General features: G+C 67.0%; 21 protein-coding genes and 1 tRNA gene. 6 read left to right on the forward strand and 16 right to left on the reverse strand.

The window, feature by feature from the left end; genetic code table 11:
• Positions 1 to 54 precede the first annotated feature (54 nt).
• Positions 55 to 2115: a bifunctional 2',3'-cyclic-nucleotide 2'-phosphodiesterase/3'-nucleotidase gene (locus BLW02_RS12825; RefSeq protein ID WP_092699172.1), complete on the forward strand. Its 2061-nt coding sequence runs from the start codon at positions 55 to 57 to the stop codon at positions 2113 to 2115.
• A gap of 154 nt (positions 2116 to 2269) precedes the next feature.
• Here BLW02_RS12825 and BLW02_RS12830 read toward each other — a convergent pair whose 3' ends face one another.
• Positions 2270 to 2920, reverse strand: coding sequence for a Smr/MutS family protein (locus BLW02_RS12830; protein ID WP_092699222.1), 651 nt, complete (start codon positions 2918 to 2920; stop codon positions 2270 to 2272).
• Between the two features lie 50 nt (positions 2921 to 2970).
• On the reverse strand, positions 2971 to 3684 hold the full coding sequence (radC, locus tag BLW02_RS12835; protein ID WP_092699174.1) for a RadC family protein: 714 nt from the start codon (positions 3682 to 3684) through the stop codon (positions 2971 to 2973).
• Positions 3685 to 3781: 97 nt separating this feature from the next.
• Here radC and BLW02_RS12840 point away from each other — a divergent pair, with 97 nt between their 5' ends.
• From BLW02_RS12840 to BLW02_RS12860, 5 genes are all read left to right on the forward strand, one after another.
• Positions 3782 to 4246 carry an FKBP-type peptidyl-prolyl cis-trans isomerase gene (locus BLW02_RS12840; RefSeq protein ID WP_092699176.1) on the forward strand — a complete coding sequence of 155 codons (465 nt, stop codon included), beginning with the start codon at positions 3782 to 3784 and terminating at the stop codon, positions 4244 to 4246.
• A gap of 3 nt (positions 4247 to 4249) precedes the next feature.
• Positions 4250 to 5245 carry a 4-hydroxy-3-methylbut-2-enyl diphosphate reductase gene (gene ispH / locus BLW02_RS12845; RefSeq protein WP_092699178.1) on the forward strand — a complete coding sequence of 332 codons (996 nt, stop codon included), beginning with the start codon at positions 4250 to 4252 and terminating at the stop codon, positions 5243 to 5245.
• Between the two features lie 262 nt (positions 5246 to 5507).
• Entirely contained in the window at positions 5508 to 6449 is a 942-nt protein-coding gene (locus tag BLW02_RS12850) for a threonine/serine dehydratase (RefSeq protein ID WP_092699180.1), read from the forward strand.
• A 33-nt stretch (positions 6450 to 6482) separates the two neighbouring features.
• A complete protein-coding gene (gene serS / locus BLW02_RS12855; protein WP_092699182.1) occupies positions 6483 to 7799 on the forward strand; it encodes a serine--tRNA ligase in 1317 nt (438 codons plus the stop codon).
• 33 nt (positions 7800 to 7832) lie between these two features.
• Positions 7833 to 7922: transfer RNA gene (locus tag BLW02_RS12860), tRNA-Ser, on the forward strand.
• A 248-nt stretch (positions 7923 to 8170) separates the two neighbouring features.
• Here the strand turns inward: BLW02_RS12860 and pstS are convergent.
• The 14 genes from pstS to BLW02_RS12930 all read right to left on the reverse strand — a co-directional run bounded on the left by pstS (position 8171) and on the right by BLW02_RS12930 (position 25421).
• Positions 8171 to 9361, reverse strand: coding sequence for a phosphate ABC transporter substrate-binding protein PstS (gene pstS, locus BLW02_RS12865; protein WP_244273689.1), 1191 nt, complete (start codon positions 9359 to 9361; stop codon positions 8171 to 8173).
• A 168-nt stretch (positions 9362 to 9529) separates the two neighbouring features.
• Positions 9530 to 11161, reverse strand: a complete 1632-nt coding sequence (locus BLW02_RS12870) for a PEP/pyruvate-binding domain-containing protein (protein WP_092699186.1) — start codon at positions 11159 to 11161, stop codon at positions 9530 to 9532.
• The gene (locus BLW02_RS12875) at positions 11158 to 13107 is read right to left on the reverse strand and encodes a hypothetical protein (protein WP_092699188.1); all 1950 of its coding nucleotides are present in this window, start codon (positions 13105 to 13107) and stop codon (positions 11158 to 11160) included. Before BLW02_RS12875 ends, BLW02_RS12870 begins: the two co-directional genes overlap by 4 nt.
• Before the next feature lie 90 nt (positions 13108 to 13197).
• Positions 13198 to 13641, reverse strand: a complete 444-nt coding sequence (locus BLW02_RS12880) for an acyl-CoA thioesterase (RefSeq protein ID WP_092699224.1) — start codon at positions 13639 to 13641, stop codon at positions 13198 to 13200.
• Between the two features lie 57 nt (positions 13642 to 13698).
• Entirely contained in the window at positions 13699 to 14721 is a 1023-nt protein-coding gene (locus tag BLW02_RS12885) for a formylglycine-generating enzyme family protein (protein WP_092699190.1), read from the reverse strand.
• 67 nt (positions 14722 to 14788) lie between these two features.
• Positions 14789 to 16084, reverse strand: a complete 1296-nt coding sequence (locus BLW02_RS12890; RefSeq protein WP_092699192.1) for a tryptophan--tRNA ligase — start codon at positions 16082 to 16084, stop codon at positions 14789 to 14791.
• Positions 16085 to 16113: 29 nt separating this feature from the next.
• The gene (locus BLW02_RS12895) at positions 16114 to 16782 is read right to left on the reverse strand and encodes a site-2 protease family protein (protein ID WP_092699194.1); all 669 of its coding nucleotides are present in this window, start codon (positions 16780 to 16782) and stop codon (positions 16114 to 16116) included.
• 13 nt (positions 16783 to 16795) lie between these two features.
• On the reverse strand, positions 16796 to 17431 hold the full coding sequence (locus tag BLW02_RS12900; protein ID WP_092699196.1) for an L-threonylcarbamoyladenylate synthase: 636 nt from the start codon (positions 17429 to 17431) through the stop codon (positions 16796 to 16798).
• A gap of 25 nt (positions 17432 to 17456) precedes the next feature.
• Positions 17457 to 18320, reverse strand: a complete 864-nt coding sequence (locus BLW02_RS12905) for a 3',5'-nucleoside bisphosphate phosphatase (RefSeq protein ID WP_092699226.1) — start codon at positions 18318 to 18320, stop codon at positions 17457 to 17459.
• A gap of 171 nt (positions 18321 to 18491) precedes the next feature.
• Entirely contained in the window at positions 18492 to 20291 is a 1800-nt protein-coding gene (recJ, locus tag BLW02_RS12910; protein WP_092699198.1) for a single-stranded-DNA-specific exonuclease RecJ, read from the reverse strand.
• Positions 20288 to 21265 (reverse strand): phosphoglycerate mutase, encoded by a 978-nt coding sequence (locus BLW02_RS12915; protein ID WP_026435835.1) that lies wholly within the window; start codon positions 21263 to 21265, stop codon positions 20288 to 20290. Before BLW02_RS12915 ends, recJ begins: the two co-directional genes overlap by 4 nt.
• Positions 21266 to 21390: 125 nt before the next feature.
• Positions 21391 to 23058, reverse strand: coding sequence for a SulP family inorganic anion transporter (locus BLW02_RS12920; RefSeq protein ID WP_026435836.1), 1668 nt, complete (start codon positions 23056 to 23058; stop codon positions 21391 to 21393).
• 51 nt (positions 23059 to 23109) lie between these two features.
• Positions 23110 to 24426: a sulfatase family protein gene (locus tag BLW02_RS12925; protein WP_092699200.1), complete on the reverse strand. Its 1317-nt coding sequence runs from the start codon at positions 24424 to 24426 to the stop codon at positions 23110 to 23112.
• A gap of 11 nt (positions 24427 to 24437) precedes the next feature.
• Complete coding sequence (locus BLW02_RS12930) at positions 24438 to 25421, reverse strand: Bug family tripartite tricarboxylate transporter substrate binding protein (RefSeq protein ID WP_026435838.1); 984 nt, start codon at positions 25419 to 25421, stop codon at positions 24438 to 24440.
• Positions 25422 to 25437: the final 16 nt, after the last annotated feature.

Genomic DNA, 25437 nt, shown 5'->3' on the forward strand with positions numbered 1-25437 from the left:
GCAGGTCACAGCCCTGTCAAACAGTGTCCAGACACTCAGGCCCTTCTTCAACCCATGGGCCTTTTCATGCTGGAACCCTCTTTCCGCGACCCGTTCCGTATTTCGCGCCGTGTGGCCACCCTCGGCGTGGTCGCCGCGGCGGCCTTCCTGACCGCCTGCGGCGGTGACGGTTCCTCCAATGCTGGTGCCACCGCCACGCTGGCCGTGCTGGAGACGACCGACCTGCACTTCAATGTGCGCAGCTACGACTATTTCAAGCTGGCCGAAGACAAGACCTACGGTTTTGAGCGCACCGCCACGCTGGTGCGCGCCGCCCGCAAGGAATTTGCCAACACCTTGCTGGTGGACAACGGCGACACCATCCAGGGCACGGCGCTGGCCGATTACGAGGCCACGATCAGCCCCATCCCCTGCACGCAGCAGCTGTCGATGTACAAGGCCATGGGCGCGCTGGGCTTTGATGCGGGCACGCTGGGCAACCACGAGTTCAACTACGGCCTGCCTTTCCTGAACCAGGTGCTGGGCGGTGGGCTGGACGTGGAGGGCGTGGACGCCAGCAAGAAATGCGCGGGCGCCGGCTATCCCATGGCGCTGGCCAATGTGTACAGCAGCAAGACCCAAAAGCCGCTGGTGCAGCCCTACATGCTGCTGGAGCGCTCCCTCATTGCCAAGGGCACCGATGGCAAGGAAGTGAAGCTGCCCATCAAGGTGGGTGTGATCGGCTTCACCACCCCCGGCATCATGAACTGGGACAAGCGCTACCTCGAAGGCAAGGTCTATACCGAAGGCGCTGTGGAGGCCGCCAGCAAGTATGTGCCCGAGTTGCGCGCCAAGGGCGCCGACATCGTGGTGGCTCTGCTGCACGGCGGGCTGGACAGCTCGGCCTACTCGCCCACCATGGAGAACCCCGGCCTGTACCTGTCGAAGGTGGCGGGCATCGATGCCATGGTGATGGGCCACCAGCACAGCGTGTTCCCCGACACGGCGGCCAAGCCCGCCTATAGCCAGGCTGGGGTGGACAACAACGCCGGCACCATCAATGGCGTGCCCGCCGTCATGGCCAGTTCCTGGGGCAAGGCGCTGGGCGTGATCCAGCTGTCGCTGCAGTGGGACGGCACCAAGTGGGCCGTCAACAAGGCGGCCAGCAAGAGCGAGCTGCGCAACATCCAGAGCAAGAACGCTGCCGGCACCACGGTTTATGTCGACCCCGATGCCACCGTGGCGCCGCTGATCGAGACGCAGCACCAGGCCGCCATCCAGTATGTGAAGACGCCCATCGGGCAGACCGACTTTCGCATGAGCACGCTGTTTGCCGACGTGGGCGACCCCGGTGCCATCCAGATCGTGAACCAGGCCCAGCAGACCTACGTGGCGGCCTACATCCAGGCCAGCCTGCCGCAGTACGCGCAGCTTCCCGTGCTGTCGGTGAGCGCGCCGTTCAAGTCGGGCTTCCAGGGCGGGTCGGATTACACCGATGTGGCCGTGGGTCCCCTGGCCATCAACAACGCGGCCGACCTGTACCTGTACCCCAACACCGTGTATGCGGTGAAGGTGAACGGCGCCGACATCAAGAACTGGCTGGAGGCCGCAGCCCAGCGCTTCAACCAGATCGACCCGGCCAAGACCACCGAGCAGGCGCTCATCAGCACCTTCCCGGGCTACAACTTCGACATGTTCACCACGGCCGACGTGCAGTATGAGATTGATGTGACGCAGGCCAGGGGCAGCCGCATCAAGAACCTCATGTACCTGGGCAAGGCCATCGATCCCGCGCAGGAGTTCGTGATCGCCACCAACAACTACCGCGCCACCAGCGGCAGGAGTTTCAGCGACAAGCTCGACGGCTCGGGCACCATCTGGGCCTCGCCCGATGCCAACCGCGACGTGGTGATCGACTACATCCGCAAGAACCCCGCCGTGACCCGCGCCGCCAACGGCGCAGCCAAGAGCTGGCGCTTTGCCTCGGTGAGCGTGGCCGGGCCGGTGGTGTTCAGCTCGGGCGCCAACGCGCTGGCCGTGGCACAGGCCGCAGGTCTGAACAATGTGAGCCTGGTGGCCGCCGACGACGGCAGCGGCAAGGGAACGTCCAAGTACGCGGTGGACTTGTCCAAGTAAGCAGACGGGCCTGCTTACCCCATGGGTCGGGCAGGCCGCGTCATTCAAGCCACCCCGTGGGCATCTGCGGGGTGTTTTTTGTCATCTAAATAATAGCTTTTTGCGCTTGTTGGCCGGGCAGTAGAGCCGCTTTTGGCCTGAATGCCTGCGTCCTTCAGGCGTTGCGCCCAGCCGCAGGCTGCAGCAGCACCAGCAGCGCCCCTGCGCCGCCGTCGAGGGGGCGGGCCTGCACAAAGGCCAGCACCTCTTTCTTTTGCACCAGCCAGCTTTGCACGCGGCCCTTGAGCACCGGGTTTTTGCCGGGCGAGCCCAGGCCCTTGCCATGCACCACGCGCACGCAGCGCAGGCCTGTCTTGTGGGCGAGGCGGATGAAATCGCCCAGGGCCTGTCGGGCTTCGTCCACGCGCAGGCCGTGCAGGTCCAGCTGGCGCTGGATGCTCCAGTGGCCCGAGCGCAGGCGGCGGGTGATCTCCAACCCGATGCCCGGGCGGCGAAAGCTCAGCTGATCATCGGTGTCGAGCAAGGTGCTCACATCAAAGTCATCGCTGATGGATTCGAGCAGCACCCGCTCTTCGTCCAGCCAGTGCTGCACTGGCAGGGGCGGGGGCTGCAGCGGCTGCAGCTGCGCCAGATTGGGCTGGCGCAGGGGCGTGATGCGGCCGACGCTGCGGCTGAACAGGGTGCGCTCGGCCTCTTGACGGGCGGCGGCTTCGCGGCGGGCCTGGGCCTCGGCTGCGGCGCGCTGCTGCTCCTCGCGCAGGCGGCGGCCCACAGCCGCCAGGTCGCTCAGGTCATGCAGGCGCAGGCTGGGGCGGCGCGGGCGGGTCGGGGTGTGCTGGGCCTTGGCTGGTGGCGTCACACCAGCCCTTTCTCGGCCATCGACAAGGCCTGGCCCGGCGCCACGATGACATGGTCGAGCACGCGCACGTCCACCAGCGCCAGCGTGGTCTTGAGGGTCTGGGTCAGCGCCTCGTCGGCGCGGCTGGGCTGCACGCTGCCGCTGGGGTGGTTGTGCGCCAGCACCACGGCGGCGGCCTGGTGGTGCAGGGCGCGCAGCACCACCTCGCGCGGGTACACGCTGGTCTGCGTGAGCGTGCCCCTGAAGAGTTCTTCCATGGCCAGCAGGCGGTTCTGGCTGTCGAGGAACAGCACGCCAAACACCTCATGGCCCTTGGCGCCCAGGTGCAGCTGCAGGTAGTGCTTGACGGCGTCGGGTGAGTCGAACACCTCGCGCTCGCGCAGCTGCTGTGCCAGGGCGCGGCGCGCCAGTTCGAGCACAGCCACCAGTTCGGCGCGCTTAGCGGGGCCCAGGCCCTTGATGCGCTCCAGGTCGGCCGCGCTGGTGTGCAGCAACCCGGCTATGCCGCCGAAGCCGCCGGTGATGCCGCCCGTCGCCGGGTCCATGCCGGGCGGATCGAGCAGCTCCTGCGCCATCTGCAGCACGCCCTTGCCCACGATGCCGGTGCGCAGCAAGATGGCCAGCAGCTCGGCATCGGCCAGTGCGGCGGGGCCGCGCGCCAGCAGTTTTTCGCGGGGCTGGGCATCGGCGGGCAGGTCTTTGAGGGGCATGGCGCGAGGAAAGTGCGTACGGGGCTGTGCACCGGTGGGTGCTGCCGGTAGGGGTTTGCCCGGTTTTCTACAATCGGGGCAGTTTATCGGGACTTTCATGACCACTACTGCCACCCCCCTTCCCGCCGTCCAGCCGGGCTCTTTCCTTACGCTGCACTACCGCCTGGCCGGTCCGGCCGGGGATGTGATCAATACTTTCGAGGACAAGCCCGCCACCTTGTCGCTGGGCACGGGTGAGCTGTCGCCTGCCATGGAGCAGCGCCTGCTGGGCCTGCCCGAAGGCACGCACGCCACGTTCGAGCTGGCCGCCGGCGAGGCCTTTGGCGAGCGCAATGCCGACATGCAGCAATGGGTGGCGCGCAAGCTTTTGACCGAGCTGGGCGATCCGGACGAGAAATACAACGTGGGCGACGTGGTGCAGTTTCCCACCCCCGACGGGCAGGGCAGCTACGCCGGCGCGGTGATGCAGGTGCGCGATGACGGCGCCGTGCTGTTTGACTTCAACCACCCGCTGGCGGGCCAGCCGGTGACGTTTGAAGTGCAGATCATCGGCGTGCTCTGAACCATGAACAAACCCCAGGAAATCCTGCTGGCCGAGCCGCGCGGCTTTTGCGCCGGCGTGGACCGCGCCATCGAGATCGTCGAGCGCGCGCTGCAGAAGTTTGGCCGCCCCATCTACGTGCGCCATGAAATCGTGCACAACACCTATGTGGTCAACGACCTCAAGGCCAAGGGCGCGATCTTCATCGAAGAGCTGTCCGACGTGCCGCCCGGTGCCACGCTGGTGTTCAGCGCCCACGGCGTGAGCCGTGCGGTGCAGCAGGAGGCCCAGGCGCGCGGCTTCAGCATTTTTGACGCCACCTGCCCGCTGGTGACCAAGGTGCATGTCGAGGTGGCCAAGCTCGCGAAAGAGGGCTACGAGTTCATCATGATCGGCCACAAGGGCCACCCCGAGGTGGAAGGCACCATGGGCCAGCTCGACCATGGCATCCACCTGGTGGAAGAAGTGGCCGATGTGGCCCTGGTACAGCCCGCGCAGACCGACAAGCTGGCCGTGGTCACGCAGACCACGCTCTCGGTGGACGACGCCGCCGAGATCACCGCCGCCGTGCGTGCGCGCTTTCCCAAGGTGCGCGAGCCCAAGCAGCAGGACATCTGCTATGCCACGCAGAACCGGCAGGACGCCGTCAAGCTGCTGAGCCCGCAGGTGGACCTGGTGATCGTGGTGGGCAGTCCCACCAGCTCCAACAGCAACCGCCTGCGCGAGCTGGCGGCCCGCCTGGGCACCACGGCCTACATGGTGGACAGCGTGGACGAGCTGCGCCACGAATGGTTCGACGGGATTGCGCGCGTGGGCCTCACGGCCGGTGCCTCGGCCCCCGAAATCCTGGTGCAACAGGTGATCGAGCGCATCAAGGCGCTGGGCGCGGTGTCGGTGCGCAAGATGCAGGGCATCGAGGAAACCATCAAGTTCCCGCTGCCCAAGGGCCTCAAGATCGATGCAGCCACCGGCCTGGAAATTTCCGAGCGCCTGCCCGAGACGGGGCCGGCGGGGCATTGAGTGATTGCTTGGCGATTGCTTCTTGATTGAAAGCTCTTGCGTTTGATGGACATGCGCTGGCGGTCTTGTTGATTCAAATGCGGCACCCCGCTTGCTACAGCGGCACTGCCGGCCCGCGCCACAGATCCAGCGGCGGCATGCCGCTCACTTCCGCGCTGCGCGTGCGCAGAGCTTGGGGGCGCCGGTTTGTGGGTCTGCTCTGCCCGGCTTCGCGCTGCCCCACCCTCTAAACTGCCTGTCTTTGCCCGTCCGGAGCTCCTGCATGATCGACCGCAACGCCATTGCCGCTGCCCGCCGCCAACTGGCCGCCCAGCCTGATTTTCTGCGCACCACGCCGCTGATGCGCGTGCCGGGTCGATCCCTGGGGGTGGGCTGCGGCGAGGTCTGGCTGAAACTGGAACACCTGCAGGTGGGCGGCAGCTTCAAGGCGCGCGGCATGCTCTACCGCCTGCTGGCCAACCCCCTGCCCGAGAGCGGCGTGATCATCGCATCCGGCGGCAACGCCGGCATTGCCGTGGCCGCTGCCGCCAGGGCCCTGGGCGTGCGCTGCGAGGTCTTCGTCCCCGAGACCTCGCCCGAGGCCAAGCGTGCACGCCTGCGCGACCTGGGAGCGGAGGTGGTCGTCACGGGTGCGGCCTATGCCGAGGCGTTTGCAGCCTGCGTGGTCCGCCAGCAGGTCACCGGCGCCCTGCAGGCCCACGCCTACGACCAGCCCGAGGTGGTGGCGGGTGCTGGCACGCTGGCGCTGGAGATGGAGGAACAGGCCGGACGTCTGCCCGACAGCGTGCTGGTCAGCGTGGGCGGCGGCGGCCTGATCGGCGGTGTGGCTGCGTGGGTGGAGAGCCGCGCCGATGTAGTGGCGCTGGAACCCCAACGCGCGCCCACACTGCACTCCGCGCGTGCCGCGGGCCAGCCGGTGGACGTAGAGGTGGGTGGCGTGGCCGCCGACTCGCTGGGTGCCCGCCGCATCGGCGCCATCGGCTGGGAAGTGAGCCAGCGGCATGTGCACGATGCGCTGCTGCTGCCCGACGACGCGATTCGCGCTGCCCAGCGCTGGCTGTGGAAGGAGCTGAAGCTGGCCGTGGAGCCCGCTGCCGCGCTGGGCCTGGCGGCGCTGCAGACCGGCGCCTACCGGCCCCAGCCGCAGGAAACGGTGGCCCTCATCCTGTGCGGCGCCAACTTCGACCCTGGAACGCTTGCCTGAGCCGGCACCGACCGCCCCTTTAAAATCCAGCCCATGCTTGACATCCTTCTCCTCCGCAAAGACCTCGACACCGCCATCGCGCGCCTGGAAACCCGCAAAAAGCCCCAGGCCTTCCTGGACGTTTCCGCTTTCCAGGCTCTGGAAGCCGAGCGCAAGACGCTGCAGACCCGCACCGAAGAGCTGCAGGCCCAGCGCAACCAGCTGTCCAAGCAGGTCGGCATGCTGATGAGCCGGGGTGACAAGGACGGCGCCGAAGCCGTCAAGGCCCAGGTGGCTGCGGGCAAGGCAGAACTGGAACAATCCGCCGCCCGCCTGGACCAGATCCAGGCCGAGCTGCAGGCCATGCTGGCGGCCGTACCCAACCTGCCGCACGCATCGGTTCCCGTGGGCAGCGATGAGGCCGGCAATGTGGAAGTGCGCCGCTGGGGCACTCCCGCCACTTTCGCCTTCGACGTGAAGGACCATGTGGACGTGGGCACTCCGCTGGGCCTGGACTTCGACATGGGCGTCAAGCTCTCGGGCTCGCGCTTCACCGTGATGAAGGGCCCCATTGCCCGCCTGCACCGCGCACTCAGCCAGTTCATGCTGGACGTGCAGACGCAGGAGCACGGCTACACCGAGTGCTATGTGCCCTACGCCGTGAATGCCGATTCGCTCAAGGGCACCGGCCAGTTGCCCAAGTTCGAGGGCGACCTGTTCGCCGCCAAGAAGGGCGGCCAGGACGGCGAGCCCGTGCCCGACAACGCGGCCCTGTACCTCATCCCCACCAGCGAAGTGCCGCTGACCAACTTTGTGCGCGATGTGGTGGTGGCCGAAACCGAGCTGCCCATCAAGCTCACCGCCCACACGCCGTGCTTTCGCTCCGAAGCCGGCAGCTACGGCCGCGACACGCGCGGCATGATCCGCCAGCACCAGTTCGACAAGGTCGAGATGGTGCAGATCGTGCACCCCGACAAGAGCTACGAAGCGCTGGAAGAAATGACCCGCCACGCAGAAGCCGTGCTGCAGAAGCTGGGCCTGCCCTACCGCGTGATGAGCCTGTGCACCGGCGACATGGGCTTTGGCGCCGCCAAGACCTACGACCTGGAAGTGTGGCTGCCCGCGCAGAACACCTACCGCGAGATCAGCTCGGTGAGCAACTGCGAAGCCTTCCAGGCCCGCCGCCTGCAGGCCCGCTTCAAGAACGCACAAGGCAAGAACGAGCTGCTGCACACCCTCAACGGCTCGGGCCTGGCCGTGGGCCGCACCCTGGTGGCCGTGCTGGAGAACTACCAGCAGGCCGATGGCAGCGTGGTGGTGCCCGAGGTGCTGCGCCCCTATCTGGGCGGCATGGCCGTGCTCACTCCCTGAAAACCTTGCTATACTCGCAGGCTTCGACACACAGGAGAGGTGGCAGAGTGGTCGAATGTACCTGACTCGAAATCAGGCGTAGTGGCAACACTACCGTGGGTTCGAATCCCACCCTCTCCGCCAGTATGCACAAGGGTTTGTTGCTATGAAAATAGCAGCAAACCTTTTTTGCTTTCTGGTGTCCTGGCATGTAGCGGGCAGGTCTGGCCGCTGATTCTGTCCATGGGGACGCCACCGGAATTCGCGGAGGATGCGCCCTACAACGCCACGAAGGTGGGGGGCAGCAGGGCCGCCATTGCGGCAGCGCCGGGAGCGCCGCCACCGGTCACTTATCGGACCGGCCTGGTCAGGGGGCTCTCCGTACCGCTGTTTTATTTGCCGCCCAGCAGCGAGGAGATAAGGGCCATGCCAATGGGAGCGCCCGACTTGTCCTTGACGGACGTAATGGCCTTGAAGGCCGCCGCCTGCACGCGGTCTGGCAGGCGGACGAAATTGTTTTCCTGCACCAGCGTATCGCCATTGAGGAATGCCCAGGCAAAGAACTTGAGCGCTGCCAATGTTTGCCCGGGGTTGCTCGCTACCTTGGGGACGACAACGAAAGTACCCATGGTGATGGGCCAGGAGCCTTTTCCGGGCTTTTGGGTCAGCGTTTCCGAGAAGGAGCCGGAGGTGGCCCATTCACTGTTGGCCAGTGCGGCCTTGAATGAGCTGACCGAGGGGTGGACAAATTCGCCTTGTGCATTTCTCATCTGGGCAGCGGCCAGTCCATATTCCTTCACATAACCGTGGTCGATATAGGCAATGGAGCCTGGATTTTCCTGGAGTGCCTTGGCAACGCCATCGCTGCCCTTGGCCCCGATAAAGCCTTCGGGCCATTGGATGCTTGTTTTGGCGCCGTAGGCACTCTTCCATTTGGCAGACACCTTGCCGAGATAATCCGTAAAGTTGTAGGTGGTGCCGGAGCCGTCCGAGCGCACGATGACCTTGATGGCCTCATTGGGCAGGGCCAGGCCGGGATTGAGGGCGGTGATTTCTGGTGCATTCCATCGGCTGATTTCGCCCATGAAAATGCGGCTCAATACCTCGCCAGACAGGCGCAATTGGCCGTCGGCTATTTTGGCCAGGTGGAATACGGGCGATATTCCGGTGATGGCCACCGGGAAGGTGACCAGACCACCCTCGGTGAGTTCCTTGGTGGAAGGCGCCACATCCGATGCTCCGAATCCCACCTCGTTCTGGCGAATCTTCTTGATGCCGCCCGAGGAGCCCACGGGATCGTATTCAACGATGGCCCCCGTCGAACGGTTGTATGCCTTGGCCCAGCTGCGGTAAATGGGTGCGGCGGCCGAAGAGCCGGCACCGGTAATGCTTTGGGCCATGGCACCCATGGAACCCAGGGTGGAAAAAATACAAACCAATGCGAAAAAAATGCGAGTCATGACGTTGGGTTTTCTCTGCGATTGAAGTGGAATCAACCCAGAGAGTTTTTTGCGGAAGCCGAAGGGGGCAGTTTTCAATGCGAGGCCAGCTGCATCTTGTGCAGTGGAATGCCATGCGGGCATGGAGGGGCATTGAAATTCCTGATCATGAGAATGACCAGCAAACGAATCGTAGCAGACGCCCTGTTTCCCCCGGTGAGACCGGGAAACAAGGGGGCTGCAGATGGTTTCCAGCGCCCATCGCGGCGCAGTGCAGCGAGGGGTGCGCCTGCGGTCGTCAGCCTGCCGCCATCAGTGCTGCGGGCGGCGTGCTTTCTTGCCCGCGTGCTGGCTGCGCAGTTCTGACAGCCGCGCGCGCAGCGCGGTGTCGGGCACCAGGGCGCTGGTCGCCTGGCCTGCATAGATGGCACCGTCGTTGCCGTCCAGCGTGATCATGTCGTTCTCGTTCAGAGTCTGGGTGCCCAGGTGCAGGGTGCGCGCTGCTTCGTTGATGTGCAATGCTGTGCAGCCGACCAGGCAGGTTTTTCCCATCTGCCGGGCCACCACGGCGGCGTGCGATGTGCGGGCGCCGCGCTGGGTCAGCAGGCCCTGCGTGCCCTGCATGGCGGCAATGTCGCTGGTTTCGGCGTCCTGGCGGACCAGGATGGCCGGCACGCCGCGCTGCACCAGGCGTTCGACCGCCTGCGCATCCAGCGCAACGGCACCCGACACCACGCCAGAACAGGCCGGGTTGGCCAGGGCCAGGGGCGTTGGCGTGCTGTCGGTGTCGTCGCTGGCAACCATGCGCACGGTGCCCAGCGCGTCTTCGTGAATGGATTCGGTGCGGCGCAAGGCCTCGGTGCTGTCGATCAGGCCTTCGTCCAGCAGGTCCAGGGCAATGCGCACGGTGGCCAGCGGCGTGCGCTTGCCCGCGCGCGTTTGCAGCAGGTGCAGCACGCTGTCCTGCACGGTGAACTCGAAATCCTGCATGTCCTTGAAATGCTGCTCCAGTGCCTGGGCCGAGGCCTGCAGCTGCTGCCAGGCATCGGGCGCCACGGCAGCCAGGGTGGCGTGGCCGTGCGCGTTGCGCCGGCCCGAAACCACGTCTTCGCCTTGCGCATTGGCCAGAAAGTCCACCCACAGGCGGTTTTCTCCGGTGCTGGGGTCGCGCGTGAAGCCCACGCCGGCGCCAGAATGCCCGCCGGTGTTGCCGAACACCATGCGCTGCAGGATCACGGCGGTGCCCATGCCATGGTCGATCTGGTGGATGCGCCGGTATGCCACCGCCTTGTCGGCATTCCACGAGGCAAACACCGCCCCGATGGCGCCGGAGAGCTGTTCCCGCGCGTCCTGCGGAAAGGCCCGGCCGGCATGGGTTTCATAAAGGGCGAGAAAGCTGCGTGTGAGCTGGCGCAGCTGGCTGAAGTCGAGCAGCCGCTCGTCCTGGCCCTGGGTGACGCGTTCGATCTCGGTTTCAAAAAGCGCGGCCGGCAGTCCCTGCACCACCTCGCCGTAGCTGGCCACCAGGCGCCGGTAGGCATCCCAGACCATGCGGGGGTTGCCGGTCTGGCGCACCAGGCCGGGCAGGGTGTGGTCGTTCAGGCCGATGTTGAGCAGGGTTTCGAGCATGCCCGGCATCGATACCGGTGCGCCCGAGCGCACCGACAGGATCAGCGGGTTGCGCTCGTCGCCAAACAGCAGGCCGGTGCTCTCTTCGAGCGCGTGCAGGCCCACGGAGAACACCGGCAGAAAGCAGTCCTGCGGGGCGTGGGTGTAGTGCGTGCCAATCACCAGCGCCACGGGCACGTTCAGCCCGGCCTGGGTCATGCGGTGCAGATTGAAACCCTTGGAGCCCATGGTTTCCGGCGAGGGCTTGTGCAGGTTCGGGCTGGCCGGCTGTGCGATGAGGTACAGATGCTTTGGCAGACTGGAGCTGGATTTCATGCCGACATTCCGGTTTTGTTGAACACCATCTGGCGCAGTGCGTAGCCCACCCGCAGCAGCTTGTCGGTGGCTTTTTCGAGCGTGGCGGCCAGGTCGTTGGCCAGCATCAGGTCCACCGGGGCACTGCGCAGGCTCTTGACCATGGTGGTGCGGGCCTGGCGAAACAGATCGTCGCACTGGCGTTCGGCGCGCAGCATGCGCCACAGCGTCTGCAGGAACAGTTCGCTGTCGGGTCCGTCGGCCCGCTGGCTGACCTGGCGGGCGATTTCGATGGCCTTGACCAGATCCTGGATGGCCGACAGCGTGGTGGCCGCCAGCTGGCACAGTGCGGCGCGCACTTCGGCGGGCAGGCCTGGCGCCGGATGGATGAGGGTGAGCGAGTGCATGAAGGTGGCTTCTTCCAGCGCATCGGCCACATCATCGGCCTGGGCCAGGCAGTCCACCACCGGCAGCCAGCGGGGCCGGCGCTCGGCCCGCTGGCGGGCGTCCATGAGCAGGTGGTCGGCCTGGCGTTCCCAGTTTTTTGCGCGCAGCACCTGGGCCTGGGTCTGGGCGGCATCGCCGGGGTTTTCCAGGGCATCGCACAGGCCCTCGGCCAGCGCGTGCGTGAAGGCGGCGTGCTCGGCCAGCAGGTCGAATTCGAAGGTGCGCTGGCGCAGCACGCGGGCCAGCAGCAGACGGGCTTCATCGGCCACCAGCGACACGGGCTGCTGCTGGCGCAGCAGCATGCTGGAAATGCGCAGCAGCTCCAGCAGGTAGGCGCTGGCGGCGGCTTCACCCAGCACGTCATCGAGCCGGTCGCCGACGTGGAAGGCTTCGCTGTCCACGGCCTGCATGGCGTTATAGACCAGGCGCTCGGCCCCGGCCTGCAGCCAGGCCATGTGGCCCCAGTCGCTGCGCGCTGCCTGCGCGAGCAGCTGCTGCGCCCGGGGCTTGTTCACGAAATGCTGCAGGCGCTTGCGCGCCCGGTTCCAGTCGATCACGAAGACGATGCGCGAAGCCACGTTGTCCAGCCCGGTTTGCAGCTGGGCGCTGTCCTGCGCCTCCAGGCGGGCCTGGCCCACCAGGTAGGGCTTGCCGGCGTTGAGCCCTTCGGAGACCCGGGGGTCGAACACCTGCCACCCAAACCCCATGTCTTCGAGCATCTGCCGGAAAAAGCCGAAGCGGCCTGGGTGCAGGTCGGAATAGGTGAGCGAGATGGTGCTGTCCTGCACCTCGATCACCAGCACATGCACGTCGTTGGTGCCGATATCGTTCTGGATCAGCAGCCGTTTGCCGTCGCGCGTCACGGCGGTGTCCAGCCCGGGGTGCGAGAACTTCAGGGCGGCCGTGCGGTGCAGTCCGCGCATGAAGGCGCGGATCAGCGGCCGGTCGTCGTCCTGCACCTGCCAGGCGTGGGCGCCATCGATGTCTTCGGTGGCGAGTTCGTTCGACAGCGCATTGATCTGCCTGTGCAGGTCCATCACCAGCAGGTGCAGGCTGTCGCCCAGTTGGCGATCTCCGTGGGTGAGTTCGGTCAGGGCGGCATGGCGCAAGCCCTCATCGTCGGCCAGGGCGTGCAGTTGCTGCAGCCAGTGGTCGCGCCGCACGGTCAGCGCCGCGGCGCTGGGCTGCCCGGTGTCGCACAGGGGGCGGGCCATGGTGGTCAGGTCGTTCGACAGCGCCTCCAGCAGGTTCTCCAGGTGCGGCAGGATCAGCAGATCGTCGTCGCAATAGGCGCCGCCCACCAGCTCCAGGGCCCAGGGCGCGTCCTGCAGTTCTGTGCGCGCAAGGCTTTTTTCCCATTGCCCTGCCGGCGCATCGGGCGTGGATGCGTGCTGCGCTGCCGATTGCAGCAGGGTCAGGTACAGCTTGAGCCGGTCATTGGCCGCCAGGGCGGATTGGATCCACGCGGGCATCAGCAGCGAGGGCTGCCCCAGGGATGCCACCGCTTTTTCCTTGAGCATCGGTAGAGTCTCCGCAAGTTCAAGGGGATTAGCGCCCGTGCGGATGGCACGGTGATGACACCGCCGGCAGTGGCGGGGCCCCTGCGCTGCTCAGCGGGCGGCTGGTGCAGCCAGGGCGGGCAGGTAGATGCGGCAAAACTCCTCGGGCATGCGCCGCGGTTTGCCGCTGCCCAGATCGATGCACACCAGCTCCCAGTGGCCCCGCAAGATGGTGGCCTGATCGCGGTTGCGGATGAGCTGGAAGCGCCGCTCCATGGTCAGCTTGCCGTCGCTGGCCGTCAGCCAGGTGCCCAGGGTGAGCGCGTCGCCCAGCACCGAGGGCAGCTGGTAGTCGTAGGTGCTGCGGCGGATGGCCATGGCGCGGTCCAGGCGGTGGTAGTCGGCAAGGTCCAGCCCCAGGGCCTGCGAGTGCGCCCAGGCGGTTTTTTCGCACCACTGCACATAGACGGCATTGTTGGTGTGGTTCAGGCCGTCAATGTCGTGCGCCTGCGGCGCAGCGGCCTGCGTGAACGGTTGTGGATAGTCCCATGGCATGCGGGCCATTGTCGCCTGCGTCGGCGGCGGGCAGAACAGCGCAGACATCCATTCGCATCAACGCGCTCGGGGCCGCCCGATTTCGCGCACCAGGCGCATGCCCACCAGCGTGTAGCGCGTGTCGGGGCTGTTCCAGTTGCGGTAGCCGCAGCGGGCATAGAACGCCCAGGTGTGCCATGAGCCGCCCCGGCGCACCCGCACGCTGCCATCGGCGGGGCCTCGCGGGTCGGTGCGGGGGGACTGGGCGTAGTAGTGGTCGCCATGCCAGTCCGCCACCCACTCCCAGGCATTGCCCAGCATGTCGTGCAGCCCGAACGCGTTGGGGGCCAGGCGGCCTGCGGGTGCCGTGAAGGCGTAGCCGTCGCTGCCGGCCAGTGCGTGCTGCTGCCAGCGCGGCCAATAGGGTGCGGCGGCCTGGTCGAAGACATTGGCCGCGCGCTCCAGCCCCTTGGGTGCATCGCCGTGCGGGTAGCGGGTGCGGGTGCCGGCGCGGCAGGCGTATTCCCATTCGGCTTCGGTGGGCAGGCGGTAGCGCTGGTCTTCGGTGCGGCTGAGCCAGGCAGCCAGCGCCTGGGCGTCGTTCCAGGTCACGTTGACGACGGGGTGGTCGTCATCCTGGGGAAAACCGGGGTTGCGCCAGGAGTAGCGCGTATCGCGCCCTTCGAAGGCATCGCCGCGGGTGGTGGTGGCGGGGTCGTAATCGAGGTTGTAGCCATAGCCACCCGTGCCATCGGCCTCTGATTCCGGGCGGTAGCCCGAGGCCTCGATGAAGCGCCGAAACTGCCCCACGGTGACTTCATGCTGCCCCATATAAAAAGCGCGGCCGATGCGCACGCGGTGCGCCGGGCCTTCGTCGGTGATCTCGGTGAACCGCTTGCGCTCCAGTTGGGGGAAGGCCTCGGCCAGCGTTTCGGGGGCTTCATCGCTGCCCATCCAAAAGCTGCCGGCCGGCACCTTCACGAAGGCCATGCCGAGCGTGTTGGTCCAGACCTGGGGGCCAGGCGCCTTGGGTGGCGCCGCCAGCGCGCCAGCCACGGGCGCCAGCGCACAAAGCAGCAGGAGGGCAAGCTTGTCATTCATTCTGGCCTCCAGTGCTTATTTATCAGGCGCTAATTGCTATATAAACAATAGCATTTGGTGCTGCCCATCAGCTGTTGGCGGCCTCGGCCAGTTGCTGCAGGGCCGCGGCCACGTCCTGTGGCAGCACGCCTTCCACGGGGGCCAGCTGGCCGGACAGGGCGCCTTCACCCTGCTGCTGCAGCCGGGCGATGGCCTGGCCTGCGTCCTTGGGTGCTGCAAAGCCCGTGCTTTGCAGCAGCAGGCGGCCGTCGGCAGCCACGAACTTGAAGTAGAACTGGCCGTCGGCTTCGCGGTATTGCTTGAAGCTCGGCAGGGCGGCCTTGCTGGCCTTGGCGGCCTTGGGGGCCGTGGCACCCTGGGCCAGGCTGCGCAGGCCCACGGCAGCGCGCAGCGTGCGCACAAAGGGCGTGGCGATCTGGCGCGCGCGCTCGGCTCCCGCCAGCAGGGTCTGCTCGATCTTCTCGGGGTGGGCGATCAGGTCCTCGTAGCGCGCGCGCAGGGGGGCCACGTCGCGGTCGATGCGCTCGAACAGCATCTGCTTGGCATCGCCCCAGGCAATGCCCTCGGCATAGTGCTTGCGCAGCGCCTCGGTTTCGGCGGGCGTGGCAAAGGCCTGGTAGATCTGGAACAGGGCCGAGCCCTCGACCTCCTTGGGCTCGCCGGGCGCGCGCGAGTCGGTCAGGATGCCGCCAATCAGCTTGCGCAGTTGCTCGCGCGAGGAGAACAGCGGGATCGTGTTGTCGTAGCTCTTGCTCATCTTGCGGCCATCGAGTCCCGGCAGCGTGGCCACATGCTCGTCGATCGCCGCTTCGGGCAGCGTGAAATGCTCGCCATACAGGTGGTTGAAGCTGGCCGCCATGTCGCGCGCCATCTCGATGTGCTGGATCTGGTCGCGGCCCACGGGTACCTTGTGGGCGTTGAAGATCAGGATGTCGGCTCCCATCAGCACCGGGTACATGAACAGGCCCGCGGTCACGCCATCGTCGGGCTCGCGGCCGGCGGCGGCGTTCTTGTCCTGCGCCGCCTTGTAGGCGTGGGCGCGGTTGAGCAGGCCCTTGCCGGTGACGCAGGTGAGCAGCCAGGTCAGCTCGGTGGTCTCGGGAATGTCGGACTGGCGGTAGAACGTGACCCGCTCGGGGTCCAGCCCCGCGGCCAGCCAGCTGGCGGCGATTTCCAGCGTGGAGCGCTGGATGCGGGCCGGGTCCTCGCACTTGATGAGTGCGTGGTAGTCGGCCAGGAAGTAGAAACTTTGCACGCCGGGCGTGCGGCTGGCCGCCACCGAGGGGCGGATGGAGCCCACGTAGTTGCCCAGGTGGGGCGTGCCCGTGGTGGTGATGCCGGTGAGAAAGCGGGTGGTGCTCATGAAACGAAGCCGCAGAAAGAGTGAGGGGGTCAGCGCAGGAGCGCCGTGAGGGGTGTGAGCAGCAGGTTGATGGCGCTGTAGCCCAGCGACATCAGCGGGCGCAGCCACAGCGCGCCCACCACGCCGGCGATCACCAGGCCCATCACGATGAAGAAGCCCCAGGGCTCGATGCGCGACACCATGTGCGCCTGCTTCCATGGCAGCAGGCCTACCAGAATGCGCCCGCCATCGAGCGGAGGCAGCGGAAACAGGTTGAACGCCCACATCACCAGGTTGACCAGCACGCCGGCGCGCGCCATCTCGACGAAGAAGCGCTCGTCCACGCCCGTGCCCACCAGGGTCACCAGCAAAATGGCCCACAGCACGGCCTGGATGAAGTTGGAGGCCGGCCCCGCCAGGGCCACCCACACCATGTGGCGCTTGGGGTTGCGCAGGTTGCCGAAATTCACCGGCACCGGTTTGGCATAGCCGAACAGGAAGGCGCCCGAGGTGGCGAAGTACAGCAGCAGCGGCATCAGGATGGTGCCGACCGGGTCGATGTGCTTGAGCGGGTTGAGGGTGATGCGCCCCATCATGTACGCGGTGTTGTCGCCAAAGTGGCGCGCGGCGTAGCCATGGGCCGCCTCGTGCACGGTGATGGCAAACAGCACCGGCAGGGCGTAGATCAGAACGGTTTGGATGAGATTGGAGATGTCCACCAGCCAGATTGTCTCAGAGCCCCAGGGCCTGCACACTGCCGCGGCCTTCGCGCAGCACTTCGGGGTCGCCGCCGTTGCCCATGGGCGTGAGGTCGATCACGGTGGTGGGCTCCAGGGGGCAGGCGCCCGCGTCCACGATGGCGTCCACCAGTTTTTCATAGCGGTCGCGGATGTCCTGCGGGTCGTTGAGGGGTTCGGTCTCGCCGGCCGGAATCAGGGTGGTGGCCAGCAGCGGGGCGCCGTGCAGCTCCAGCAGCAGTTGCAGGCCCTTGCGGTCGGGCACGCGCAGGCCGATGGTCTTGCGCGAAGGGTGGCTCACGCGGCGCGGCACCTCTTTGGTGGCTTCCAGGATGAAGGTGTAGGGCCCCGGCGTACCCAGCTTGAGCAGCCGGTACTGGCGGTTGTCGACGCGGGCGTAGTTGGCCAGCTCCGACAGGTCGCGGCACAGCAGGGTCAGGTGGTGCTTGTCGTCCACCTGGCGGATGCGGCGCAGGCGGTCGACGGCGTCCTTGTCGTCGAGATGGCACACCAGCGCGTAGCTCGAATCGGTGGGCACGGCCACGATGCCGCCTTTTTGCAGCAGGGCCGCCGCCTGTTTGAGCAGGCGGGGTTGCGGGTTTTCGGGGTGGACTTCGAAATACTGGGCCATGGCAGTCAATGCCTCCAGGTCAATGTCAGGCGGCGGGTCGCACCCGCTCGGCCAGCAGTTCCCACACGGGGGTGAGGGTGCCGGGCAGCAGGGGCAGGGCGCCCAGGTCGGTGTGGGATTCTTCGGGGCTGTGAAAGTCGCTGCCGCGCGAGGCGGCCAGGCCAAACTCGTGGGCCATGGCCCCGTAGGTGACGTATTCGGCTGCGCTGTGGCTGCCGGTGACCACTTCCACGCCCTGGCCGCCATGGGCCTTGAATTCGGAGAACAGCGCGTATTCCTCGTTGGCGGTGAGCTTGTAGCGCGCGGGGTGGGCGATGACCGCCACGCCCCCTGCCTCGGTGATCCATCGCACCGCATCGGAGAGCGCCGCCCAGCGGTGCGGCACATAGCCGGGCTTGCCTTCGATCAGGTATTTGCGAAACACCTCGGCGGTGTCCCGGCAGACCTTGGTGTCCACCAGAAAACGGGCAAAGTGGGTGCGCGAAACCAGCTCGGGGTTGCCCACGAACTGCAGGGCACCTTCATAGGCGCCGGAAATGCCTGCCTGCGCCAGCTGAGTGGCCATTTCGCGTGCGCGCCCGCCGCGGCCGCCGCGGGTGGCCGCCAGGCCTTGCGCGAGTTGTGGGTTGTCGGGGTCGAACCCCAGGCCCACGATATGCACCGTGGTGCCGGCAAAGCTGACCGAGATTTCGGTGCCGGTGAGATAGGCCATGCCCAGGCTGCGGGCGGCGGCAGCGGCGCGCTGCTGGCCGCCGATTTCGTCATGGTCGGTCAGGGCCCACAGCTCGACCCCGTTGGCCTTGGCCCGTGCCGCCAGGTCCTCGGGCGCCATGGTTCCGTCCGATACCACGGAGTGGCAGTGCAGGTCGGCATTGAGGTAGGTGGTCACCAACCGATTCTATGGGTTTGCCGCGCCGAACGCTGGCGTTGGAGAGCCACGCAGCCGCCTTGGGGGCGACGCACACCGGGCCTGCGCCGGACGCCAGAATGTCTCTGGATGCATGGCGCTGGGTGCTTTATCCATCGGATCTGCCGGCTGTTGTTCTTGAAACCAGCCAGATCATGTCTGGGCGCCTTCCACCAGAAACTGCACCTTGCGCTCGCCCTTCCACTCGTTCACGTCGAGCCGGAACGCCAGCAGCACCCGCGCGGGCAGCTGCTCGGTGTGGCCGAACCAGATGGCGTCGATGGGGTTGCCCTGGTGCATGAGCTTGATCGACAGGTGGTTCTTGGCCTCGCCCACCAGGCGCTGGCTCAGCACCTGCACTTCTTCGCTGAAGGTGGGCGGCGCAAAGCCCTGGCCCCACACCTCGTGGTGCAGGGTATCCACGATGTCGGCGCGGCAGTATTCGGGCGCGAGCGGGCCGTCGGTCTCGATGCGGCGGGTGAGGGTGGCGGCGTCCAGCCATTCCTGCGCCACCTGGGCCAGGGCGCGCTCAAACACCTCAAACGTTTCTTCGGCCACGGTGCAGCCCGCCGCCATGGCATGACCGCCAAATTTCAGCAGCACGCCCGGGTGGCGCTTGGCCACCAGGTCGAGCGCATCGCGCAGGTGAAAGCCGGGGATGGAGCGGCCCGAGCCCTTGAGCTCATGCGCCTTGCCCGGCGCGCTGCTGGCGGCAAACACGAAGGTCGGGCGGTGCAGCTTGTCCTTGATGCGGCTGGCCACGATGCCGACCACGCCTTCGTGGAAGTCGGGGTCGAACACGCTGATGGCGGGCGGCGGCTCTTCGTCCTCCTGGAACAGGCTCTCGGCCATCAGCAGGGCCTGGTCGCGCATGCCGCCCTCGATCTCGCGGCGCTCGCGGTTGATGGCGTCCAGCGTGGCGGCCAGCTCGGCGGCGCGGCCCGCGTCGTCGGTCAGCAGGCATTCGATGCCCAGCGTCATGTCGGCCAGGCGGCCTGCGGCGTTGATGCGCGGGCCCAGGGCAAAGCCAAAGTCGAAGGTGGTGGCCACGGGCGCCTTGCGGCCCGCAGCGGCGAACAGCTCGGCCACGCCAGCGGGCATCTGGCCCGCGCGGATGCGTTTGAGGCCCTGGGCGACCAGGCGGCGGTTGTTGGCGTCGAGCTTGACCACGTCGGCCACGGTGCCCAGCGCCACCAGGGTGAGCAGCGGGTCGAGCTTGGGCTGGGGTCTGGGTGCCCCCACGCTCCCCGCTGCGCGTGGTTCGCTGCCCCCCAAGGGGGTGCTCGCGCCTTGGGGCGGCCCGGCGGCGCTCGATGCATCAAACACGCCGCGCGCACGCAGCTCGGCGCGCAGGGCCAGCAGCACGTAGAACATCACGCCTACCCCGGCCATGGATTTGCTCTCGAACGGGCAGCCGGGCTGGTTCGGGTTGACGATGGCGTCGGCTGCAGGCAGCTCGGGGCCGGGCAGGTGGTGGTCGGTCACCAGCACCTGCAGGCCCAGTGCCTTGGCCTCGGCCACGCCGTCCACGCTGGCGATGCCGTTGTCCACGGTGATGAGCACGTCGGCGCCGCGCTCGGCCACGCGGCGGGCGATGGGGGGCGTGAGGCCGTAGCCGTCGGTCACGCGGTCGGGCACCAGGTAATCCACGTTTTTTGCGCCCAGCAGGCGCAGGCCGCGCACGCCCACGGCGCAGGCGGTGGCGCCGTCGCAGTCGTAGTCGGCCACGATGACCAGGTGCTGGTTCTGCGCCATGGCATCGGCCAGCAGCCGCGCTGCTTCCCCAATGCCTTTCAGGCCGCTGGGTGGCAGCAGGCGCGCCAGGCCATCGTCGAGCTCGTCCTTGGTGCGCACGCCGCGTGCGGCGTACAGGCGCGCCAGCAGCGGGTGCACACCGGCCTGTTCCAGCGCCCAGGCGGCGCGGGGGGGAATGTCTCTAGCTATTATTTTCATAGCTCTTCGCGTACGTCAACAAATCTCTGGGGCCGAAAAAAACTGGAAAACTTGTGCCGCAGACTGCGTTGGCTGGTGTGCCAGGTAAGGGCGCTGTGCAGGCCGCACAGCGTGAGCTGTGCGCTGGCGCCGCGCGCCACCTGGGCGTGCAACTGGGCCAGGGGGCCAGCGTCCAGTGCGGCCCAGGCGCTGGCCCAGGCAGCCCAGTCTTGGCGCAGGGCGCTGGCGCGCAGGTTGTCTTGCACCTGCACTGCGCGGGGCTGCGGGGCGGTATCGAGGCGGCCTGCGCCATGCACCCAGAAGGCGTTGACCGGCAGCAGCCCCTGGGCGCTGCGGGTGTCGTTGAAGGGATGGGTGTAGAGCAGCATTTGCAACTCGCTGTGCAGGCGCTGCCAGGTTTGCGCAGCCTGCGCCTGCGCGTTGTGCCGGCCGTTGGCTTGTGCCTGGTGCTGCAGCCAGCCGCGCACATCGCTGCCTTGTGCGCGCTCCAGCGACGGCGTAGCCAGGTGGGCCAGCAGCGCGCCGCTGGCCAGCCAGCGCGTGGGCTGGTCGTAGGTCAGTGCGATGCCATCGCTTTGCAGCCAGGGCGCCACGATGTCCAGCAGGGCACGCGAGGCCGCCTCGTCCAGAGCCAGCGCTTGCGGGTCGAGCAGCGTGATGTGGTCGGTGCCCACCTGCCAGTGGCAGGGCGTGACGAAGGCCCAGGCCTGCGCATCCGTCGCCTGTGTTTGCCGCTGCACCTGCCAGGCCGCCCAGGGGGCCTGTACGCCGTCGCCCGGCAGGCCCAGGGCACGCGCCAGCGCCCGCTCGTGGGGCATGGCGGGGTGGTCTTCGTCGAAGGTGTCGCTGCCGGTGCGCTGCAGGTGGCGCAGCAGCCAGTCGAGGTGGGGCAGGGAAAGCGTTTGCAGCGCGTGCTGGCAGCCGGGGTGTTGGCTGGCAGCGTAGGGAACAAGCACATGGATCGGGTCGGACATGGGGCGCTATTGTCCCGGATGGGCCCAGGGCGGCTAAAAACCTCTCCTGACGCCGTTGCCGCGTATTGCCATCTCCTTGTACTGTCTCGGCGCCAGAATCGCATGGCCGAGTTGTGCATGCCGTTTTAAACCGCAAGCTCGTCTGGCCCCCCGTCCAGCCGGGCCAGCGCGGCCAGCAGCTCGGCATCGGTGCGGTACAGGCGCAGCCAGTGGTCCGAGGGCAGGGCACCCGCCCGGCGCAGGGGCGTTTCCACGGGCAGCTTCAGGCCGCTGAGGTGCAGCGTGGTGCCTTGCCGGTGCAACTGGGCACAGAGCTGGGCCATGGCCTCGATGCCGGTGGCATCGATGCGATTGATGGGCTGGGCAAACAGGCACACATGCTGCGTGCCCGGGTGCTGTGCCAGGTGTTCGACGATGGTGCGCTCAAAACTGCTGGCGGCGGCAAAGTCCAGTGCGGCATCCATGCGCAGCGCATACAGGTGCGGGGCCAGCGGCGGCAGATGCCACAGGTGGCGGTCGCGCAGGCTGCCGTCGGGGTGCTGGCCCACTTCAATGATGCGCGGGTGCAGGCGCTGGTACAAAAAATGGCTCAGTGCCATCAATATTCCGGTCAGCACGCCCCAGTACAGGCGCGGCGCTGCCAGCAGGGTGACGGCAAAGGTGGTGCCGGCAATGGCCGCTTCTACGCGCGAGATGCGCCACAGCCGCACAAACTCGTGCGGCTTGAGCAGTCCGATCACCGCCACCACCACAATCGCCGCCAGCACAGCGCTGGGCACCTGCTGCAGCACCGGCATGAACACCAGCAGCGCCAACACCACCACCAGCACCGAGGCCACCGTAGCCCAGCCGGTGCGTGCTCCGGCGTACACATTGAGTGCCGAGCGCGAAAACGATGAGCTGGTCGGAAACGCCCCGCTGAGGCCCGCCGCGAGCTTGCCCAGCCCCTGGCCGATCAGGTCCTGGTTCTGGTCCCAGGGCTTGCCCGCGCGCGCGCTGTCCACCCGTGCGCTGGAGGCTGTCTCCAGAAAGCTCACCAGCGTGATCACCAGCGTGGGCAAGACCAGTTGGCCCAGCGTCTCCCAGCCCGGCCAGCTTGGCAGGTACAGCGAGGGCAGCCCGTGCGGCAGCACCCCCACCACCTTGCCACCCAGCGCCTCAAAGCCGATGGCTAACGAAGCCCCAGCGCTCAGCACAACGATCAGCAGCACCGAAGGAAACGCAGGCCGCCAGCGGCGCACCAGCACCAGCAGGGCCAGGCTGACCAGACCAAATCCCATGGCGTACAGGTCGGGCCAGCCGCCTTCCCACACCCGCAGCCCCGTGCTGCCCAGCCCCAGCAGCGCGGGCAATTGCGAGGCCACGATCAGCACCGCCGCCGCCTGGGTAAAAGCCATCAGCACCGGGGCGCTGACCAGGTTCAGTAGCCAGCCAAAGCGCAGCAGCCCCAGCGCCGTTTGCAGCAGGCCACTGAGCAGCGCCAGCCACACCGCCAGGTTGACCCATTGCGCACTGCCCGGCGTGGCCAGGCCGTTGAGGGATGCGCTGATCAGCAGGCAGCTGAGCGCCGTCGGCCCCACCGACAGCCGCGTGGAAGCGCTGAACAGTACGGCGATCAGCGCGGGCAGGATCGAGGCGTAAATGCCCGTCACCAGCGGCATGCCCGCCAGTGCCGCGTAGGCCACGCCCTGGGGCAAGACCATCAGGCCTACCGTCAGCCCGGCCAGTGCCTCTTGGCGCAGCAGGGCGGCATCGGGCCGGGGCCATTGCAGAAAAGGAAGCAGTTGTTTCATTGCGCCAAGACCGGGGCTTCAAGCGCGCCCTGCCACAGGCGCATGGGCGTGTCAGCGCTGCGGCATGTCCTTGGCCGAATAGCCCAGCGATACCGTGGCATCCTGCGGGATGGGGGGCATGGTGGCGTTCCAGGCTTCCCAGCTGGCGCGCATCTGGGCCAGGCGCTCGGGTTGGCGCATGCCCAGGTTGGCGCGCTCGCGCTCGTCCTGCGGGATGTTGAACAGGTAATCGTTGCCATCGACGCGCAGGTACTTCCAGTCGCCATCGCGCAGCGCCCGCTGGCCACGGTGGTTCATGCGGAAATGTACGGGTCGGTCAAACTCTTGTCCCGGCGTGCGCAGCACGGGCAGCAGCGAGACGCCGTCCAGCGGGTAGTCGGGGTGCGCTGTTACGCCTGCGGCATCCAGCATGGTGGCTGTCCAGTCCATGGTCAGGCACTGCTGGGTGCTTTCGCGGCCTGGGGCGATCACGGCGGGCCAGTGGGCAATCCAGGGCACGCGGATGCCGCCTTCGGTCAGGTCCATCTTGCCGCCTACCAGCGGCCAGTTGTCCGAGAAACGCTCGCCGCCGTTGTCGCTGGTGAACACGATCAACGTGTTGTCCAGCTGACCATTGGTGCGCAGGGCCTCCACCAGCCAGCCAACGCCCTCGTCCATGTGGTGGATCATGCGGCGGTACTGGTGGATGTTGCCGCCATGCAGGTGAAAGAGGTTGGATTTCACCTCTTCGGACAGCGCCTGGTCGTCGCGCGTCTCCCAGGGCCAGTGGGGCGCGGTGTAGTGCAGGCTGAGCAGAAAGGGGGCATCCTGCCCGGCCATGCGGTTCACACAGTCCACCGCGCGCTGCGAGAGCAGGTCGGTCAGGTAGCCCTCTTCGGTGTGGCTTTCTTCGCCCAAGTACAGATCGTGGTGGCCCGCGCTGCTATGGTGGCTGAAATAGTCCACCCCGCCCGACATGGGGCCGAAGAATTCCTCATACCCCGACTGCAGTGGCCCAAAGGCCGGCGGGTAGCCGAGGTGCCATTTGCCGATCAGCGCGGTGCGGTAGCCCGCCTCCTTGAGCAGCGAGGGCAGGGTGGGGTGCTCGGGCGGCAGGCCCAGCGTCGTGCTGCCCTTGCTGCGGCTGTTGATGGGCTCTTCCGCCGCGCCGCGCAAGCGGTATTGGTAGCGCCCGGTGATCATGGCAAAGCGGGTGGGCGAGCACACCGGCGAGTTGGAATAGCCCTGGGTGAGCTTGAGGCCGTGGGAGGCCAGACCGTCGAGCACTGGCGAGACCGGGCCGAACGCGGCATCGCGGCCGCCGTAGCAGCCCAGGTCGGCAAAGCCCAGGTCGTCGGCCACGATAAAGATCAGATTGGGTTTTTGCATGGTGGGTGCTTTCAATCCACCTTCATGTTGGTGGCTTTGGCGATGCGGCCATATTGCGCTGACAAATCCGCCAGGCGTTTGCTGGCAGCCGCCCCCACGGAACCATCGACCTGCAAATCCAGCGCCGTCAGGCGGGCCTGGATGTCGGGGCTGCGCAGGGCTTCGAGCATGCCGCGCTGCAAGGTTTGCATAAGGGGCTCGGGCATGGCGGCGGGCACCATGGCCACGTACAGAATTTCCTGCACCAGCTGGGGGTAACCGGCCTCTGCCACGGTGGGCACGTCGGGTGCTACCTTGGAGCGCTGGCGGCTGGTCACGGCCAGGGCCGTGATCTTGCCGGCCTTGATGTGTTGCAGCATCGTGGGCGCCGCCAGCACCCCGCCATCCACCTCACCGGCCAGCACGGCATTGGCTGCGGGTGCGTTGCCTTTGTAGGGAATGTGCTGAATCTTCGTGCCCGTGGCGTTGCCAAGCACCTCGGCGGCCAGGTGGCCCGGGCTGCCGTTGCCGGCGGAACTGAAGTTCACGCCCTTGCTCTTGCCGGCGGTGACCATGTCGGCCAGACTTTTAAAGCCGGTGGATGGGTGCGCCACCACCATCATTCCCGAGGTGGCCAGCACCATCAGCGGCTTCAGATCGCCCTGTTTGAAGGGCATGCTGGGGTAGATGTGCGGGTTGACGGTGAAGGTGGTGTCTATGCCTATCATCACGGTGTAGCCATCGGCCGGGCTCTTGGCCACCATGTCGGCACCAATGTTGCCTGCTGCGCCGGGCTTGTTCTCGACGATGAAGGGCTGCTTGAACTGCGTTTGCAGGGCTTCGCCCAGTGAGCGGGCCAACACATCGGTCGGGCCGCCCGGCGTAAAGGCGTTGACGAACTTCACCGGCTTGCTGGGGTAGTCAGCGATTTGGGCGTGCAGCAGCGGGGCCTGGGCCAGGGCACAGGTGCTGAGGGCCAGCAAGGCCAGGCGGCGGGTGGGAAAAACAGTGCGCATCTTGGTGTCTCGCTCG

It is taken from the genome of Acidovorax soli (genome assembly GCF_900107605.1).
Taxonomy (GTDB): Bacteria; Pseudomonadota; Gammaproteobacteria; order Burkholderiales; family Burkholderiaceae_C; genus Acidovorax; species Acidovorax soli.

Excerpts from the sequence above, each read along its gene's own strand:
- BLW02_RS12825 (WP_092699172.1), top strand. The coding sequence starts at position 55 with ATGGGCCTTTTCATGCTGGAACCCTCTTTCCGCGACCCGTTCCGTATT.
- radC (WP_092699174.1), bottom strand. The coding sequence starts at position 3,684 with ATGCCCCTCAAAGACCTGCCCGCCGATGCCCAGCCCCGCGAAAAACTG.
- BLW02_RS12840 (WP_092699176.1), top strand. The coding sequence starts at position 3,782 with ATGACCACTACTGCCACCCCCCTTCCCGCCGTCCAGCCGGGCTCTTTC.
- ispH (WP_092699178.1), top strand. The coding sequence starts at position 4,250 with ATGAACAAACCCCAGGAAATCCTGCTGGCCGAGCCGCGCGGCTTTTGC.
- BLW02_RS12850 (WP_092699180.1), top strand. The coding sequence starts at position 5,508 with ATGATCGACCGCAACGCCATTGCCGCTGCCCGCCGCCAACTGGCCGCC.
- serS (WP_092699182.1), top strand. The coding sequence starts at position 6,483 with ATGCTTGACATCCTTCTCCTCCGCAAAGACCTCGACACCGCCATCGCG.
- pstS (WP_244273689.1), bottom strand. The coding sequence starts at position 9,361 with ATGCCCGCATGGCATTCCACTGCACAAGATGCAGCTGGCCTCGCATTG.
- BLW02_RS12870 (WP_092699186.1), bottom strand. The coding sequence starts at position 11,161 with ATGAAATCCAGCTCCAGTCTGCCAAAGCATCTGTACCTCATCGCACAG.
- BLW02_RS12875 (WP_092699188.1), bottom strand. The coding sequence starts at position 13,107 with ATGCTCAAGGAAAAAGCGGTGGCATCCCTGGGGCAGCCCTCGCTGCTG.
- BLW02_RS12880 (WP_092699224.1), bottom strand. The coding sequence starts at position 13,641 with ATGCCATGGGACTATCCACAACCGTTCACGCAGGCCGCTGCGCCGCAG.
- BLW02_RS12885 (WP_092699190.1), bottom strand. The coding sequence starts at position 14,721 with ATGAATGACAAGCTTGCCCTCCTGCTGCTTTGTGCGCTGGCGCCCGTG.
- BLW02_RS12890 (WP_092699192.1), bottom strand. The coding sequence starts at position 16,084 with ATGAGCACCACCCGCTTTCTCACCGGCATCACCACCACGGGCACGCCC.
- BLW02_RS12900 (WP_092699196.1), bottom strand. The coding sequence starts at position 17,431 with ATGGCCCAGTATTTCGAAGTCCACCCCGAAAACCCGCAACCCCGCCTG.
- recJ (WP_092699198.1), bottom strand. The coding sequence starts at position 20,291 with ATGAAAATAATAGCTAGAGACATTCCCCCCCGCGCCGCCTGGGCGCTG.
- BLW02_RS12915 (WP_026435835.1), bottom strand. The coding sequence starts at position 21,265 with ATGTCCGACCCGATCCATGTGCTTGTTCCCTACGCTGCCAGCCAACAC.
- BLW02_RS12920 (WP_026435836.1), bottom strand. The coding sequence starts at position 23,058 with ATGAAACAACTGCTTCCTTTTCTGCAATGGCCCCGGCCCGATGCCGCC.
- BLW02_RS12925 (WP_092699200.1), bottom strand. The coding sequence starts at position 24,426 with ATGCAAAAACCCAATCTGATCTTTATCGTGGCCGACGACCTGGGCTTT.
- BLW02_RS12930 (WP_026435838.1), bottom strand. The coding sequence starts at position 25,421 with ATGCGCACTGTTTTTCCCACCCGCCGCCTGGCCTTGCTGGCCCTCAGC.